Source organism: Psychrobacillus sp. NPDC058041 (assembly GCF_042885655.1).
Lineage (GTDB): Bacteria > Bacillota > Bacilli > Bacillales_A > Planococcaceae > Psychrobacillus.
The window spans coordinates 20,382-37,500 of record NZ_JBHVRO010000013.1; the positions used below are offsets into that span (position 1 = coordinate 20,382).

The 17,119-nt window shown below is 36.1% G+C and carries 18 protein-coding genes and 1 pseudogene; 10 read left to right on the forward strand and 9 right to left on the reverse strand.

The window, feature by feature from the left end:
* Nucleotides 1–7 precede the first annotated feature (7 nt).
* Nucleotides 8–1,498, reverse strand: a complete 1,491-nt coding sequence (locus ACFVR1_RS17125; protein ID WP_387585758.1) for a DHA2 family efflux MFS transporter permease subunit — start codon at nt 1,496–1,498, stop codon at nt 8–10.
* A gap of 146 nt (nt 1,499–1,644) precedes the next feature.
* Here ACFVR1_RS17125 and ACFVR1_RS17130 point away from each other — a divergent pair, with 146 nt between their 5' ends.
* The gene (locus ACFVR1_RS17130) at nt 1,645–2,520 is read left to right on the forward strand and encodes a TetR/AcrR family transcriptional regulator (protein ID WP_387585759.1); all 876 of its coding nucleotides are present in this window, start codon (nt 1,645–1,647) and stop codon (nt 2,518–2,520) included.
* Between the two features lie 767 nt (nt 2,521–3,287).
* Here the strand turns inward: ACFVR1_RS17130 and ACFVR1_RS17135 are convergent.
* Entirely contained in the window at nt 3,288–3,848 is a 561-nt protein-coding gene (locus ACFVR1_RS17135; protein ID WP_387585760.1) for a DUF5366 family protein, read from the reverse strand.
* Nucleotides 3,849–4,008: 160 nt separating this feature from the next.
* Here ACFVR1_RS17135 and ACFVR1_RS17140 point away from each other — a divergent pair, with 160 nt between their 5' ends.
* The 7 genes from ACFVR1_RS17140 to mnhG are packed head-to-tail and all read left to right on the forward strand — an operon-like array spanning nt 4,009 to nt 9,774.
* Nucleotides 4,009–6,441 carry a Na+/H+ antiporter subunit A gene (locus ACFVR1_RS17140; protein WP_387585762.1) on the forward strand — a complete coding sequence of 811 codons (2,433 nt, stop codon included), beginning with the start codon at nt 4,009–4,011 and terminating at the stop codon, nt 6,439–6,441.
* Nucleotides 6,428–6,850 (forward strand): Na(+)/H(+) antiporter subunit B, encoded by a 423-nt coding sequence (locus ACFVR1_RS17145; protein WP_387585764.1) that lies wholly within the window; start codon nt 6,428–6,430, stop codon nt 6,848–6,850. The genes ACFVR1_RS17140 and ACFVR1_RS17145 overlap by 14 nt, the downstream gene beginning before the upstream one ends.
* Nucleotides 6,850–7,191 (forward strand): Na(+)/H(+) antiporter subunit C, encoded by a 342-nt coding sequence (locus ACFVR1_RS17150; RefSeq protein ID WP_387585766.1) that lies wholly within the window; start codon nt 6,850–6,852, stop codon nt 7,189–7,191. Before ACFVR1_RS17145 ends, ACFVR1_RS17150 begins: the two co-directional genes overlap by 1 nt.
* Entirely contained in the window at nt 7,184–8,671 is a 1,488-nt protein-coding gene (locus ACFVR1_RS17155) for a Na+/H+ antiporter subunit D (protein ID WP_387585767.1), read from the forward strand. The genes ACFVR1_RS17150 and ACFVR1_RS17155 overlap by 8 nt, the downstream gene beginning before the upstream one ends.
* Nucleotides 8,671–9,150 carry a Na+/H+ antiporter subunit E gene (locus ACFVR1_RS17160; RefSeq protein ID WP_387585768.1) on the forward strand — a complete coding sequence of 160 codons (480 nt, stop codon included), beginning with the start codon at nt 8,671–8,673 and terminating at the stop codon, nt 9,148–9,150. Before ACFVR1_RS17155 ends, ACFVR1_RS17160 begins: the two co-directional genes overlap by 1 nt.
* Nucleotides 9,147–9,428, forward strand: a complete 282-nt coding sequence (locus tag ACFVR1_RS17165; protein ID WP_387585770.1) for a Na(+)/H(+) antiporter subunit F1 — start codon at nt 9,147–9,149, stop codon at nt 9,426–9,428. The genes ACFVR1_RS17160 and ACFVR1_RS17165 overlap by 4 nt, the downstream gene beginning before the upstream one ends.
* Complete coding sequence (gene mnhG / locus ACFVR1_RS17170) at nt 9,412–9,774, forward strand: monovalent cation/H(+) antiporter subunit G (protein ID WP_387585772.1); 363 nt, start codon at nt 9,412–9,414, stop codon at nt 9,772–9,774. Before ACFVR1_RS17165 ends, mnhG begins: the two co-directional genes overlap by 17 nt.
* A gap of 52 nt (nt 9,775–9,826) precedes the next feature.
* Here mnhG and ACFVR1_RS17175 read toward each other — a convergent pair whose 3' ends face one another.
* Nucleotides 9,827–10,120 (reverse strand): hypothetical protein, encoded by a 294-nt coding sequence (locus ACFVR1_RS17175; RefSeq protein WP_387585774.1) that lies wholly within the window; start codon nt 10,118–10,120, stop codon nt 9,827–9,829.
* A 59-nt stretch (nt 10,121–10,179) separates the two neighbouring features.
* The gene (locus ACFVR1_RS17180; RefSeq protein WP_387585775.1) at nt 10,180–11,682 is read right to left on the reverse strand and encodes a leucyl aminopeptidase; all 1,503 of its coding nucleotides are present in this window, start codon (nt 11,680–11,682) and stop codon (nt 10,180–10,182) included.
* 122 nt (nt 11,683–11,804) lie between these two features.
* Between ACFVR1_RS17180 and ACFVR1_RS17185 the strand changes: the two genes are divergently transcribed.
* Nucleotides 11,805–12,281, forward strand: coding sequence for a divergent PAP2 family protein (locus ACFVR1_RS17185; protein ID WP_387585777.1), 477 nt, complete (start codon nt 11,805–11,807; stop codon nt 12,279–12,281).
* Between the two features lie 556 nt (nt 12,282–12,837).
* On the opposite strand, the gene ACFVR1_RS17190 is transcribed toward ACFVR1_RS17185, so the two are convergent.
* The 5 genes and pseudogenes from ACFVR1_RS17190 to ACFVR1_RS17210 all read right to left on the reverse strand — a co-directional run.
* Nucleotides 12,838–13,161 carry a YuiB family protein gene (locus ACFVR1_RS17190; RefSeq protein WP_387585779.1) on the reverse strand — a complete coding sequence of 108 codons (324 nt, stop codon included), beginning with the start codon at nt 13,159–13,161 and terminating at the stop codon, nt 12,838–12,840.
* A gap of 128 nt (nt 13,162–13,289) precedes the next feature.
* The gene (locus tag ACFVR1_RS17195; protein WP_387585780.1) at nt 13,290–13,430 is read right to left on the reverse strand and encodes a YuiA family protein; all 141 of its coding nucleotides are present in this window, start codon (nt 13,428–13,430) and stop codon (nt 13,290–13,292) included.
* Between the two features lie 429 nt (nt 13,431–13,859).
* Nucleotides 13,860–14,351 carry an NUDIX domain-containing protein gene (locus tag ACFVR1_RS17200; protein ID WP_387585782.1) on the reverse strand — a complete coding sequence of 164 codons (492 nt, stop codon included), beginning with the start codon at nt 14,349–14,351 and terminating at the stop codon, nt 13,860–13,862.
* 71 nt (nt 14,352–14,422) lie between these two features.
* On the reverse strand, nt 14,423–15,634 hold the full coding sequence (locus tag ACFVR1_RS17205) for an NAD(P)/FAD-dependent oxidoreductase (protein WP_387585783.1): 1,212 nt from the start codon (nt 15,632–15,634) through the stop codon (nt 14,423–14,425).
* Between the two features lie 214 nt (nt 15,635–15,848).
* Nucleotides 15,849–15,935: pseudogene (locus tag ACFVR1_RS17210) on the reverse strand (iron-sulfur cluster assembly accessory protein); the annotation flags it as partial.
* Nucleotides 15,936–16,380: 445 nt separating this feature from the next.
* Between ACFVR1_RS17210 and ACFVR1_RS17215 the strand changes: the two are divergent.
* Entirely contained in the window at nt 16,381–17,034 is a 654-nt protein-coding gene (locus ACFVR1_RS17215; protein WP_387585784.1) for a hypothetical protein, read from the forward strand.
* The last annotated feature ends 85 nt before the right edge of the window (nt 17,035–17,119 follow it).

The window sequence follows — 17,119 nt, forward strand, 5'->3', positions numbered from 1 at the left end:
TTTATATTTAATGCCCCATCATCATCGTTGCATCCGGTTTTTCTTCATTATCCCCTTCATGATCGTCCTTCAAACGCGGTTTGCGCAAGGTAAGACTCATGAGTATACCAAATGCAGCAATACATGAGGTAAGCAAGAAAATATCACCGAACGCCAATGCGGAGCTTTGGGCCAAGTTAGCGTTCGCTCCCGCTTCAACCATATGGTGAGTAGTTCGAGAAGTTAAGAAACCTGTTAATCCAGCAATTGCGAAAGACATTACTACTTGCTGAGTAGCTGTTGTAAGCGGTGTTATCCGACTTACAAGTTTACGAGGAGCAGAATTTAATACATGTGTATTAAGTGCCATCATCGATAACCCCATACCAGATCCCATCATAGCCAGTGGCAGCATCAGCGTAGTCCTTGTGCTATCTAAATCGATTTTAGACAATAAGAATAAAGCGGTTGAAATAATAATTAATCCAACAAAAGCTAACGGACGAGCCCCCACTTTATCAAATAGCTTACCTCCAATTGGCATAAACACAACAGATGCAAGTGCCATCGGAAGAGTCGTTAACCCGCTTTCCAGTGGTGTATAACCTAGAAGATTTTGCAAGAACAATGGAACCATCAGAATGGAACCCATCAGCGCAATTTGAGAAATCCAAGTTAAGATTACACCTCTTGTGAAATCAGATGAACCAAATGCACGAAGCTCAAGAAGTGGTTGTTTCTGACGAAGCTCCACGAAAATAAACACTGCAAGTGCGACACCACCGACGATTAACCCGGTTAGTGTTCTTGTAGAAGTCCAATCCGTACCACCTTCACTCATACCGAACGCAAGCATGGAGAAGGCAATCGGTGCCAATATCATTCCCCAAACATCAAGGGCTGGTGTTTTATGTCGCTCAATGATCGGCAAATACTTCAAGCCAACTAATAATGCTGCAATTCCTATTGGAAGGTTAATAAGGAATATCCAGTGCCATGATGCAAGACCAATAAGCCATCCTGACAAAATCGGTCCAGCTGCTGGTGCAAGAAGCATAGGAATACCCAGCATCGCCATTACAGATCCCCTCTTCTCGGGTGGAGAAAGCTTAAAGATCATGGCCATTCCTATTGGAGAAACCATTCCTCCTCCAAGTCCTTGAATAACTCGGAAAAGAACAAGCTGTTCTGAAGTCTGAGCGAGAGAACAAAGAACCGAACCAATAGTAAACAAAGCAATTGTAGTTAGAAAAACTTGCTTTGCCCCGAACCTATCAGTTAACCACCCCGCAAGCGGAATCACTGCGGCAAGGGAAAGTGTATAACCTGTAATTGTCCACTGGATTGTTTTAAGTGTAGTATCGAAGTATGCTTGTAAATTGGGAATTGCTACATTAACGACCGTGCTATCCAGAATAACCATAATCATCCCTATAATTACGGCCATAAGAGGCAAAATAAGTGCCTTTACTGAAAACTCAGGCTGTTGCTCTGCCGAAGCAGTGTTTTGTGTTGACATAAGTTAATTCCTTTCCTTGACCAAATATGTTGAACGTTTTACTATTGACCTATAGTTTTTTAGAAAAACTATCCAGTCAAAGGTTACTTTTTTATTCTACTTTTTTTAAATTCAATGTCAAATATTTTTTTATATGGAGGAAAACCTTGAGCATTATCAGACAAAATATTATTGAATCTGCTACTCGACATTTTTCAGAGAATGGCTACGAAGCTACTTCCATACAAGAAATAGCAGATGATTGTGGAATTGCCAAAGGGTCTTTATATAAATTTTTCCCATCAAAAGAAGATTTATATATTGCTTTTCACGATTCACAACAGATGGCCATGTACACTAAAATTGAAAAAATTCGAGGAGATGCAACACGATCCTTGAGGGAGGTATTTATTCTCGAAACCGAATGTCATTTCGAATTTTTCCTAAATAATAAATTCATTATGCATGATATCAAAAAAATGAACACTTCAAAGGGACATTATGCCCCGTACTTCCTTCGTTTAAGAGCAAATCATCTAAAATACAGTAAGGAGAGTTTGATTCGATTTCTAGGAGAAGTAATATGTCCTAATATTTGGGATTTAGTTATCATGTATAACGGTATTGCGAGGGAATTTATTTTCCTTGTGCTATACGAAAACAAACCGCTGAATAGCAGAAATATTGCGGTTTATATCGCTGATCGAATCGAAGAACTATCCGAATGTATCGTACAAAAGAAAACAAAGCCGATCTTGCAAAATTCTTTAATGGACAATTATATGCAATATGAGATAGCAGAAAAATCAATTCCAGTTGAAGAATATCGAACATATTTGCTTGGAAACTTATTATCTACCGTTAAAGAGCTTCCTATAACAAATTTCCGAAAAACGGAGCTAAACGATGCGATCGCTTTGCTTCAGGAGGAACTTACAAAAGAGGCACCTAAGTCCATTCTTATTCATGCTTTGCTGGACTTTATTGGAAAAGAGCATGAATTGAATAATATCGTTAGTCAATTAAAAAGATATATTTTTTGAACCTTCATTATTAGATAACTGAATCAAATCTTCATAAAAATAACTTTGAAAAATAAGAAAAACGCAAGCATCTTTTAAGTGCAACTTGTCTTTACTACTTCCAGAGTGCTTTGGACGAAACATTGGCTACACTATTACCGTTGGAATTATGTAGCTGGAAGTGACTGCGTCACTTCCAGCTACATTTTTTTCGGTAATCTTGTGGTTATTGTTTGTCCGTCGCCCTCTTGAGATGTGTAGATACTAGGTGCATTAGGTTTGGATAATGAGTGAATATATCCTTTCCTATACTTTTAAAAGCGGACGAAGATGCAATTTCGTCCGCTCAACGCTTCTTTATTAATGGTTACTATCTATTTTTTATGGTTCCACTTGCCCTATTGATAAACAATGACAAGTACTCACTTAATGGATTGTAGTGAAAGGTGGCGACTCCAGTCGGAGGCCAACAGGATATTGGTCACGAAGGCGTTGCCACACGATGTGGAGTTGTCCTTGGCACTCCTGGAATATATGAAGACATAATGCTTAAGTAGAAATTCCTAATAAAGTAATTAATTTTAAAGGTTATTGATAAGTCCCCTTGATTAGTGTTCGTTGTTGTTTGGAGTGCAGGTGCTCGACTCCTGCGAGAATTGCATGAGTCTTGAGACCCCGCAGGTAGCGAAGCGAACGAGGAGGCTCAAGCCATGCCCGCGGAAAGCGAGCGCCGGAACGGAAAGCAAGTTGTTCATCACATATAAATTTAAATGAATCTTTTTCTGATATTAAAGAAATGGTAAGCTTGCCATTACTCCGTTATAAAGTTTAATAATGACATAGATTACTAATGCTAAAAAAAGGCTCCAAACAAGTATCTCAAACATGATCAAACCCACTGTCCCCATCAAACTCATTGAACTGCTTAATTTAAATACGACATAGACAAAATAAATGAATGCTGTCGAAAGAAAGACCACAAGCAATATTGGAAGGGATTGAAAACCTATTGCAGAAACCACCGCTCCAATAAAAAAGATAACGTACCCGCCTCGAGCTTGTGAAATTGTCTTACCCTCTAAATCCCTCGAGAAAAATAACATACCTAATTCATGAATCGTTTCAGCAATTAACTTGAAAGCAGAAAAAAGCATAAAATAAATGAGTGCAAAAATAATGAGTAAAAATAACTTCAATTCCAAATCCGACAGAAACTCTCTCATACCACTATAGACACCGATAACTTTAAAAAGATCCAGTGCTTTATTCATTGTAAAGATGGAAAAAGATAAACTGAATAATAAAATGGTAATTAAAGGTAAAAATCCAAACACATATGGGTTCTTCATAACTGCTCCTCATATTTTAATTATGTACACTTTTGTATCATATCGAAGAAAAGGTACATTCTGCAAGTAGCTTTCAGTTACTTTGCCATGCATTTACCTCACTTTTACGTTATAATTTTTAGGATGCATTTAAATACATACTTTTGAAAGGAGGATTCCTTTGTCCTTAGTTTTTGCAATATTCATTCCGATTGTTGTTGCACTGGTGATTCCTTTTATATTTAAGAAAGCTCCAAGTATTCACACAGGATGGTTTGTTTTAATTGTTCCGGTGACATTGGTCTTTTTTTATGCTTCCTACCTACCAGCTATTATGGGTGGAACCACCAGTATACAAGAGCTACCTTGGATTCCTTCTCTTGGAATATACTTAGTTTCTTACATAGACGGATTAAGCTTACTTTTTTCTTTATTAATTACTGGGATTGGATCCTTAGTAATTTTATACTCCATTTTTTATTTAGATAAGAAAAAAGAAATGCTTGGAAATTTCTACGTATACTTATTAATTTTTATGAGCGCAATGCTAGGAGTCGTTCAATCTGACAATTTAATCAGTTTGTATTTCTTTTGGGAATTAACGTCCATATCCTCTTTTCTTCTAATCGGATATTGGTATACGAGAGATGCTTCTCGTTTTGGGGCATTAAAATCGATGATGATCACTGTATTTGGCGGACTTATGATGTTTGGAGGGTTCTTAATACTAGGAATCATTGGTGACACTTTCTCCATTCGTGAACTGATTGGACAAACTCCAGCGCTTGCTGGACGAGACCTTTTTGTATTGGCTCTTGTACTAGTGTTACTTGGAGCATTTACAAAATCTGCACAGTTTCCTTTTTACATTTGGTTACCGGATGCAATGGAAGCCCCAACGCCAGTTAGCGCCTATTTACACTCAGCTACGATGGTCAAAGCTGGATTATATTTAGTCGCTAGATTTACTCCAATTTTTGCTTTTTCTGAAGTTTGGGTTTGGCTTGTAACTGGAATAGGAATTCTTACATTATTCTGGGGTTCTTTCTTTGCTATTAAGCAAACAGATTTAAAAGCGATTCTTGCTTTTTCTACCGTTAGTCAACTTGGTTTAATCATGTCCCTATTAGGAATTGGTTCGGTTGCTTATCATGTCACAGGAGATTTGGTAACTACTTTTACATTTGCAACGTTTGCAGCCATTTTTCATCTAATCAATCATGCGACTTTTAAAGGAAGTTTGTTTATGATTGCTGGAATAGTTGACCATGAAACTGGGACGAGAGATATCCGGAAACTTGGTGGGTTAATGAGTTTAATGCCAATAAGCTTCACGATTGCCTTAATAGGAAGTTTGTCAATGGCTGGAGTTCCACCGTTCAACGGATTTTTGAGTAAAGAAATGTTTTTAGATGCTGTACTAAATCTACAACATTTTGATCTTTATTCAATGGATTCTTGGAGCATTTTGTTCCCTGTTATTGCATGGATTGCAAGTGTATTTACATTTGTATATAGCTTGTATTTTGTATTTCATACATTTCGAGGAAAACATAAACCCGAACAATTACCCAAAGCAGCACACGAAGCTCCAATTGGAATGCTCTTGTCACCTGGAATATTAGCTACACTTGTCTTAGTAATATTCTTTGTTCCAAATTTTGTTGGGCGTACATTTATTAAACCAGCAGTAGCAGCTATACAACCTTTAGTTTACAGAGTTCCAGCAGATGTTGGATTTACGATTAGAGCTTGGCATGGGTTTCACTCCCCTGCTTTGTATATGACGCTTGGAATATTTTTAGTTGGTTTTATATTATTTAAAACGATTCCAAAATGGTCTCCAGTTTACGAAAAACTGCCATCTAAATTTACTTTAAACAATATGTATGATGGTTTGACGCGCCTTGCGGATGGAGGAGCTAATCGTTTCTCATCCATGTATATGACTGGCTCTATCCGTTCCTATTTTGTATACATGTTTGCTGCAATCATTGTATTGCTTGGTGGGACGATGTGGTTTAAAGATGCATTCGCTATTAGTTTTGATAATCTAGCACCTATTCGTTTCTTTGAAATACTAATTTCGATTATTTTAGTTATTAGTACTATTACTATTCTAGTTACAAAATCAAGACTTACTGCTATTATCGCACTTGGAGCTGTAGGTTACACTGTTGCATTGTTCTATATTCTGTTTAAAGCCCCTGATCTTGCATTAACCCAATTAGTAATCGAAACAGTGTCAGTAGCGTTATTTTTAGGTGCATTTTATCATTTACCGAAAATGAATACACACGAAAAAAGAAAAGAAGATCGTCGTTTCCGTTTAGGTAATTTTATTATTGCACTTGGAGTTGGTGTGATGGTTACGTTAATTGCTATTTCATCTCACTCTCAAAAACTTATTCTTTCCATCTCTCAGTATTATAAAGACACTGTATATACGGAGGCTGGTGGTAAGAATATCGTAAACGTTATTTTAGTAGATTATCGTGGATTTGATACATTGTTCGAAATCAGTGTATTAACGATTGCCTCACTTGGAATCATCGGCATGATTACTTTACGCCTTGCCAAAAAGAAAGGAGATAGGAAAGTTGAAAACAAATGATTTAATTATCCAAACGACTACTAAAGTAGTTTTCTTCATTATTTTTCTATTCTCTATCCATATCTTTTTTGCTGGCCATTATGCACCAGGCGGAGGATTTGTTGGTGGGTTATTAATGTCTAGTGCAATCGTTTTATTACTACTAGCATTTGACTTAAAAACGGTAAAAGAAATGCTACCAGTTAACTACACAGTGGTGACAGCAATTGGATTGTTAACCTCTCTTGCTACTGCAGCTGGTTCCATTTTCTTTAATGTCCCTTTCTTTACTCATGTGTATAGCGATTTCAACTTACCGCTTCTTGGGGTAACCTCGATTCATACAGCGATGTTTTTTGATACAGGCGTTTACTTAGTTGTTGTCGGAGTTACAATGACCATTATTCAAATGATCGGAGGAGATGAATAATGGAAATATTAATGTCCATTTTAATCGGCTTTCTATTCATGGCAGCCGTTTATTTAATACTTTCTAGAAGTTTGCTTCGAATTATTATCGGAACTGGTTTATTAAGCCATGGAACACATCTCTTACTTTTAACGATGGGCGGTTTAAATGGAAAGGCTGCTCCCGTGTTAACAGATGGAGTTACCAATTATGTTGATCCAATTCCACAAGCTTTAATATTAACTGCTATCGTAATCAGTTTTGGTGTAACAGCTTTTTCTTTAGTGCTTGCTTATCGTACATATAAAGAAGTTGGTACAGACAATATGGAATTAATGAAAGGAACAGAAGACAATGATTAATTTATTATTACTTCCAGTCCTCATCCCGTTCCTTTTTGCAGCTATTTTATTGTTTTTCCCTAAAAAAGTGAGAGCTCAGAGAATAACTGTGATGATTGGACTCTTATTAGCACTGGCATCCGCAATCGTGCTATTAATAAAAGTAAAGTCAGATGGAGTTCAAACCCTTACATTAGGTAGTTGGGCTCCCCCATTTGGCATCACGATGGTATCGGATATGCTCTCTGTATTATTAGTGACATCTTCCCTTATCATTGCTCTGTTTGTAGTCTGGTACAGTTTTACTTCCATTGGAGAAGACCGAGAGAAAGCATTTTACTATCCAGCAATTATGTTCATGTTAACTGGAGTAAACGGTGCTTTCACAACCGGCGATATTTTCAATATGTTCGTTTTCTTTGAAGTACTGTTAATGTCCTCTTATGTACTCATTGTTTTAGGTGGAGAAAAAGCTCAGTTAAAAGAATCTATTAAGTACATACTCGTGAACATTGTCTCCTCTTCCCTATTTGTTATTACTGTAGGGTACTTATATTCTGTTGTCGGTACTTTGAATATGGCTGATATTTCTATGAAACTTGCGGAAATTGGACAAGCAGGTATTATCACTGTGATCGCTGTACTTTTTCTTATCGTGTTTGGTATTAAAGGGGCAATCTTCCCTCTATTCTTTTGGTTACCAGGATCATATGCAGCTCCACCAATGCCAATACTCACTCTTTTTGGGGCGTTATTAACTAAAGTAGGCGTTTATGCCATTATACGGACGTATACATTGTTCTTCACAACTGATGTGGGCTTTACACATGAATTACTCATGATTATTTCTATCATCACAATCATTACGGGTTGTATAGGCGCACTAGCATACTTCGATGTAAAACAAATAATTATTTACAATATTGTAATTGCAGTTGGAGTTATATTATTTGGAGCATCTATTATGAATGAAAATGGGATGCTTGGTTCTATATTTTATTTAATCCATGATATTTTAATAAAAGGTGCATTATTTTTATTAATCGGTATAGTTATCAAAATTACCGGCACATCCGATTTACGAAAAATGGGTGGACTTATGAAGAGTTACCCCGCATTAGCATGGAGCTATCTAGTTGCAGCATTTGGATTAGCTGGGATTCCTCCTCTAAGTGGATTTATAGGAAAACTCTTAATTGTCCAAGGCGGATTTGAAGGTGAGTATATTTGGCAAAGCATTTTCATCCTTGCATCTAGTTTAGTTGTTTTACTTTCTGTTATTCGTATTTTCATCTATGCATTTTGGGGTGAAGAGAAAGTTGTGCAGAAGCTTAATCCGAAAACGTATCGTCATTTATTAACCCCAGCAGTTTGTTTAGTTGCCTTAACCGTTTTTTATGGAGTTGGTTCGGAATATATTGTGCCATTTATGCAAGACGCTAAAACAGTATTACTCGACCCTACCGTTTATACGAATGCTGTATTTAAAGGGGTGAAATAATGGCTCTTCAAATATTATTGAATGTTGTAATCGCATTAACTTGGATGTTTTTATCCATTTCATTTAAACCAACAACATTTATCATTGGCTATTTACTTGGATTATTAATGCTATGGATGCTACGAAAATCTTTTTCTTCTAGATTTTATTTGGATAGAACTTGGGCTATTTTTAAACTAACTATATTATTCCTAAAAGAACTAACATTATCAAATATTTCCGTTTTACTCTTGATCATTAAACCGAAGATGCCAATACGCCCCGCTATATTTGCAATGCCTACTGTTCTTGAAAAAGACTGGGAAATTACACTTTTGTCCAGTCTTATAACACTAACGCCAGGCACAATTGTAATTGATATATCGGATGATAATAAAACCCTTTATATTCATTCTATTGATTTTGAAAACGTAGATGATGCGATCAATTCAATCAAAGATACATTTGAAAAGGCGATTTTGGAGGTGAGCAAATCATGACGACCTTTTTTGGGGTAATTGTTGTACTTATAGGTATATCGCTGTTAGGCTTCTTATATCGCCTTGTGAAGGGACCTTCAACTCCTGACCGAGTAATAGCATTAGATGCTATTGGGGTTGGTATTATATCTTTAATCGGGCTCATTTCCATTCTCTTTGATACTGGATATTTTTTAGATGTCATTTTGCTCCTAGCGATTCTTTCCTTCATTGGAACAGTTGCTTTTTCTAAATTCACGGAGAAGGGAGTAATTATTCAACGTGACCGTAATAGCTAATATTTTAATCATTGCTACTATTTCTTTTGGAACTATCTTTATCCTTGTAACTGCTATCGGATTAATAAGACTTCCAGATGCATATTCACGTGCACATGCAGCATCCAAAAGTGCAACTCTTGGTGTTATGAGTATATTACTCGGAGTATTTCTTCACTTTTGGTTAATTGAAGGTAGTTTTAACTCACGCATTTTGTTAGGAATAGTCTTCCTTTTTGTAACTGGACCAGTTGGTGGACATATGATGGGTAGAGCCGCTTATTTATCTGGTGTGAAAATGTGGGATAAATCCGTACAAGATGATCTTGCTGAAGTTGTGAAGAAAAAAAGAGAACTTGAAAAATAATAAAGCTTTTGCAATCCGCATAAATCTGCGGTTGCAAAAGCTTTTTGTATTATTAATAAAAACCATCATAGTATGGGTATGTGTATGGATATGGGTAAGGTGGGTAATATGGATATCCCCCGTATCCGTATCCGTATCCTGGGTATCCGAACCCTCCAATTAACGAAGAACCTACAAGACCACCTACTAAGCCACCTACAAATGGGCTTCCGAATCCTCCAAAACCAAATCCGGGTCTTCCAAAACCAAATCCAGGTCTTCCAAAACCGAAACCGGGTCTTCCAAAACCACCTCTAAAACCGCCAAAACCGGGACCTCTAAAACCTCCACCCCGAAATCTTACCATGCTTCTCCTCCTTTCCCCTCAGTGTATGCTACTGGGGAAAGTGGGTCTGTGCGTTTGCCCTACTCTTCGTCTGCCATTCTTTCGATCAGTGTTGCAAGAGTACGAACCATCACACCTGTGCCCCCTTTAGGGCCAAAATCATGTGGAGATTTTGTATCAGATGTTCCAGCGATGTCTAAATGAATCCAAGGTGTATTTTCAACGAACTCTCCTACAAAGCCACCACCGAAAATCATATGACCATCTCCACCAGGTGAATTATTAAGATCCGCTACTTCACTTTTACGAATACGTTTTTTATCATTTTCTGTTAAAGGTAATCTCCATGTAAATTCTCCTGTTTCAATGGAAGACTCCATAAACGTTTCAAAAAACGCTTCATTATTTGTTAGGGCTCCAGTTTTATCGTAACCAAGTGCAGTAATCACTCCACCTGTAAGTGTCGCAACATCTACTATATAGTCAGCACCTTGTTGTTTTGCATAAGTTACAGCATCCGCAAGAACTAAACGTCCTTCTGCATCCGTGTTTAAAATTTCAATCGTCTTACCACTCATGGAAGTTATGACATCATCTGGTTTAAAAGCATTACCAGATATCATATTATCGGTAGATGCAATAACTGCAAGTACGTTTTTGTTTGGACGGAGTTCCCCGATTATTTGCATAGCTCCGAGCACTGCAGCAGCACCGCCCATGTCGCCTTTCATACCGACAATACCTGTTTTAGTTTTAATGGAGTAGCCTCCTGTATCGAATGTAATTCCTTTACCGACAAGAGCTACTACATCTTCCCATTTTTCGGTTGCTTGATACTTCAAGACTATTAATCGAGGTTCTTCAACAGATCCTTGATTGACAGCAAGAAGAGCACCCATACCAAGTTCTTCAATTTCCTTTTTCCCTAATATTTCGGTTTCAAAGTCATATGTATCGCCAAGTTCTCTTGCGTACTCACCTAATTGGGTAGAAGTTAGAACGTTACCTGGAGTATTCACTAATATTCTTGCTTCGTTTACAGCATCTGCATAAATGGTTCCCACTTCAAAATAAGATACCACTTCGTCCTCATCATCATTTGTTAATAATTCAATTGCAGGTAAATAATAATCAGCCACATTAGAAGTTGTTTTGTATCCTTCATATGTGAAAGAACCCATACCAATTCCCTCTGCTGCCAAATAAGCTACATCTGCTTCAGAAATAGATTCTGTTGTGAATGAAGAAACCCAAATTGCTAAAGATTCAGGCTTGCTTGATAAAAGTTCTTTCCCAACAAGTCCAAAAATTTCACGAACATTGTCTTGTGTTAATTGTTTACGATCTCCAATTCCAACAAAGAGAATTCTTTTTACAGCATCTTTATTTGCAACAGGCACTTTCACAATCTTCTTAAGATCTGAAGAAATGTCCCCATCTTTTACCCAGTCCATAATATGTGAACCAAAGCATTCTAGAAGATCGTTCCAATTGCTAGTATTTTCTACGTGTTTGGAAACAGCAACTACTAACGTTTCCGATTGAACTTCCTCAAATAAAACAGCATTAGTGCTAATAATCATTCTTTTTCCTCCTTGAAATTCGAATACATATTAATTATATAGGAAGAAGATACATTTTTCGAATAGTATGAATGTGTTATACTAGTCTTACTTAAAGTTTAAGATGAAAGGCGGTGTCTACTTTGGCAATCCTCCAAAATACTCCATTATGGGCTGCACTTTTTTCTATTTTCTTTGCTCAATTTGTAAAGATTCCGATTCATTTTTTAATGACAAAGAAATTAGACTGGAAATTATTCACTTCTACTGGTGGAATGCCTAGTTCTCACTCAGCTGCTGTAACTTCCCTTTGTACTGCAATTGCATTTGAAACTGGGCTAGATTCTCCACTTTTTGCGGTGGCTACTGTTTTTGCAGTAATCGTTATGTTTGATGCAACTGGTGTCCGTTTTCAAGCTGGTCAACAAGCTATAATCATCAATCAAATGCGTGCAGATTTTCAAACATTTGTTGAACAAACAAAAGGATGGGCTCAAAAGAAAAACGAGGAAAAGATGAAGGAACTAAAAACCTTGCTTGGTCATAAACCAATCGAAGTTTTAATGGGAGCACTCACTGGTATTGCAATTTCAATTGTAATATATAACACTTTAGTATAAGAAAAGTGCAAGAGCCTTTAAGTGCATCATGTCTTCACCGTTTCCAGAGTGCTTTAGACGAAACATTAGCTACACTATTACCGAGGGAATTTTTGTGGATGGAGAAGTGACTACGTCACTTCTCCATCCACTTTTTTGGTAATCTTGTGGCAGATGTTTGTCTTTCGCCCTCTTTGAATATGTGAAGACATGATGCATTTGGTTTGGATAATGGAAGATAAGATACCTTCTTACTCTTTTAAAAGCGGACGAAGATACAATTTCGTCCGCTCAGCGCTTCTATATCAATAATAACTAACTATTTTTCTCTATTTCCACTTGACCATTGATAAATATCAGTTCCTCATATCGACGAAGCATATTCTCTTTATTTGCACTGTTGATTTGAGCGGAAGGCGGCGAATCCTAGGGGATTAGCAGGCAAATCAAGATCCTGGGCGGGGAACAGCCGCCAGCATCGGAAATCAAACTGTTCTTCTCATCCCAATCCATATACATTCTTATCTCTTAAAAAAAGAAAAAGGATAACCCATTAGATGAGTTATCCTCTTTCTTCTTAGAACATTTGATATCCATTTTTTCGAAGATATTTCATGACAAAACCTGCTGCAATAGCCCCTACTAAACCACTAGATAAAATAATAATATCTGCAGCATGGAGTGAAACAATTTTATGCCCTAAAGCAGAAAAAGCAGTTCCTGTTTTCGTAAAGTAATCAAAAAAGCGTACCTCATCAATAATGAGTATTACAACTAATGGATAAAGTACAGCCATAAACCAAGTCATTCGTAATAGCATATTCAATAAGAAGGCAATTCCGAAAAACATTACAAAAAATATAAGAACTGAAAGTATCATTTGTACGATCATAAAGTCCATAATCTATTACCTCCGTAGCATCTTTAAATAGTTTACCTTAACGGAGGCTAGTATTCAACGTACTTGTTCGATTTCACTTATTTGTCATAATAAATTGCCTCTTAGCATATATCTCCAGTCTGTACATGTTACCGAATTAGGCTAACATCCTTTTTTCCTGATCCATTACAACGACTACAAGTTTCAGATCCTCCTAATCTTAGTTGGAAATAACCTTTCCCCTTACAGTAAGGACAATGATTTTGATTTGTTTCTTTTTTATATTCCATTTAATCTCCTCCTTATATTTTTAATATTCAGATAATATATCATATTATTTATTTATTGTAAATATGAAAGGTGTTTGATGTGTCTTTCTTACAATTTTTTCTGGGGAGAGTAAACAAATAGAAATAAGAAAAGCTCAAGCGTCCTTGAGCGCATCTGGTCTTCATATTCTCCAGATCGCTTTGGGCAAAACATAAGCTACACTATAACCGCTAGAGTTATGGATCGTGAAGTGATTGCGTCACTTCACGATCCATAACTCTAAAAAAGGTAAAAATCAAAAAAAGTTTCGGGAATTATAACATTCACGAAACCTTTTTACTTCAATCTGAACTATTAAATTTTTTTGTATTTTATCTACTTCAACTAATTTTTTAATTAAATTATGCTTCGGTAAATTCTCCTACTTCTCAATAATTTACATAGAAAAGTTAAAAGAATAGTTTATAGCTAGTATAACCAAATACATCCCCTGGGTTAATGCCTTCCATTGTTTCAAAACCATCTGCTATTTTCTTTTGAGCCAGTTCCTGAATCAAAATCGAAGAATCCTCATCTACACGTAATTCATCTGGATGTATCCATTGTACTTCATATAGTTCTGAAAGTTGTGCTTGTATAATTGGGTCTTTTTCGATTGGTGAAAGTAGAAAAATAGCCATGTTGTCACTGATTTTATTGCGAATGACACCACTTCTAAAACCAATCATGCTTATCACTTTACAATCTACCCCTGTTTCCTCTTTCACTTCCCTAAGTACAGCCTCATCTACTGTTTCATCTTTGTTTACAAATCCTGCGGGAAATGACCATCGTCCATGAAGTCCACCGTATCTTTTTTTTACAACTAGCCACTCTCCACGATCATTTACGATTAATCCAGCTACCCCCAACCAAATACTCCCTCTATCCTCTCTCGCCATATAAAAACTCCTTTAAAAAAGCTCTCCCTGTAATTATATATACAGAGAGAGCTTAGCGTTATTAATAGAAATTATAAAGAAAATTTACCTTTTTTCAACACAAGTGGAACTCCACCGATCATGTATAAAGCACGGTTATCGATAACTTTTTTCATGATAGACGCTTTTGTTCCCGTAATTTTTTTACCCATTACATCACCAATAGCATCATGTTCTCCTAGTGAACATACTGTACCTTTTAGAGCAGGAACAAATTCTTCTGTTTCATTCCCTTTCATTAGTGCAACAATATTTTTTGCAACAGTTACTGCTTGTTGCATTGCAATTTGTGCTGTTGGTGGGTATGGACGGTTAGCTTCTTCATTGATCATAAGTGCACAGTCACCAACGATGAATACATCTGGGAAACCAGGAGCACGCATATCTTTTTCTACTTTTACACGTGCGCGCATGTTTTCAATGCCTGAAGATTCAATTAGACGATTTCCTCGAACTCCAGCTGCCCATACAACTGTACCAGCTTTGATAAATTCAAATTCTTCTTCGCCTTTTTTAATTTTAACGCCTTCTGGAGTTGCTTCAACTACCGGTGTTCCGATAGAGAATTCAATACCTTTAGACTCTAATTGTCTTACAGCATATTCCACTAATTCAGGATCAAATCCTGGAAGTACCATTGGAGCAGCTTCAACGCAAACTACGCGAACTTTTTCTTTTGGCACATCATATTCTTTACAAAGTTCAGGAATTCGATTTCCTAGTTCACCTAAAAACTCAATACCTGAGAATCCAGCTCCACCAACAACGATTGTTAAGCGGCTATCATCATGAGTTTCCTCAGTTGACCATGTTGCAAATTGATATTCAATATGATCACGAATTTGGCGAGCAGCATTTACGTTAGCAATAGAAAGTGCATATTTGTCTAAGCCAGTAATTCCAAATGTTTCTCCTTCAAAGCCTAAACCAATTACTAAATAGTCATATGTAAATTCTCCAGCGCTAGTTGAAATCTTTTTTGTATTTACATCAATTGCATCAACCGTTGCTTTTACAAATTTAACTTTGCTAGAATTAATAACATCTTTTACATCATATCGAACTTGGTCAGGACGTAATGTACCAGCAGAAGCTTCATGCAACCATGTAGATTCATAATGATAATCATTTTTGTTTACTAGAATAATATCTGCTTCATCAGTACCCACTATTTTTTGAAGGTTAACTACTGTAGATAATCCACCGTATCCTGCACCTAATACTAGAATTGTTGGTCTTTTCACGAAGATCGCAACCACCTTTAATATATTTTTTAGCAGACCTACATGAACATATCTCACCATGCAAGCCTCGTTCTTTGTCATGTTTACGACAAAAAATCTCTTACTTCCTATATTAGACCTTTTATCACATGATTTCAACACATTGTTAAGGTATTATTAAGGTTTGAATTTACTGATAACTCCACATGAATACTTATTATGACCTTAGAAGAGATTAACAACTCTCAAGCGTACCTTCTTTTTTAGCCGTTCTAAACGAAGAACCACAGCCACAAGAAGCGATAGCGTTTGGATTGTTAATCAAGACCGTTTTAGATTGTTAATATCGCTACTCTATCTTACCCAAACTTTATTGTAAAAATAAATATTTTTTTTTTACTTTTTTACCTTTGAGTCTGTGCATTATAAAGTTATTAAAAATATTACGAAAAAGTAATTAGATAAAGACATTGATGATAAATTAACCCCTTCAACTGTGTTATTTACAGATGAAGGGGTTAATTTAAAGGTGTTGTAAATATTTGAAATACTATTTTTGTTTAATTTTCTTTATACGCTTGCATTTGATAATGATAAAAGTAGTATTTGCACATTTGCTATAGAAAGTTACTTATACTCAATCAATGAAACAAACACAACGATTCCATTAAGAAAAATAACAGCATTACAAGGCTTTTAGGAATATTTGTAGAATAATAGTCTATAGTGAAATAAGATAATAGCCTTATTTAGAGTGGAGGGATAAAATGATAAGAAATAAAGTAGCACTCATTAGTTCTGCTGTAATTTTATGTATATGTATGTATTTATATATCTCGTTCCCTAATACTGAAATGTTAAAGGCACGTTCCATATTTATGTCGTTTCCAATCAGAAATCAAGATGGATATATAGTGCTTGGTATTATTGGGTCCGTTTTGTTTATCATCGCCATGACTTTACTTGTCATTGGCATAAAAAAATATCATATTCGAACAATAGTATTCGTTGTTATAGTATACGCATTTTTACCAAAGCTTCTCATTACAATGTACCAAGAAACGTTAGCAAGTGGCATTACAGCAATTTCATACGATGGCAATGGCAAGTGCAATTTTGAGTATGTGAGCGAAGACTTATTAAATGGGGAATGTAACCTTGTGTTACATAATCGTAGCAATGAGGCAGTATCATTTGAGTTTGAATTTTTAGATTCATTTTTCATGGAAGATGAAGTACGAATGGAATCACTCATGAATTTAGCTGGTCCATATAATATTACGATAGAAGCAAATCGTAAAAAGTCTATTCATTTGAAGGAATTACTCAAATTATCAGATGTTCCCAAACATATTGACGGAGGAACATCGTTTAATATTCATTTTAAATTAATTGACGGGGAAACTACACGCACTTTATAGTAGAAGTTTCTTTTACGAATTGAAGGGTACAATTTCAGAATAATATTGTCATTAATTTAAGGTGGCGTTTATTAATTATTAGTCG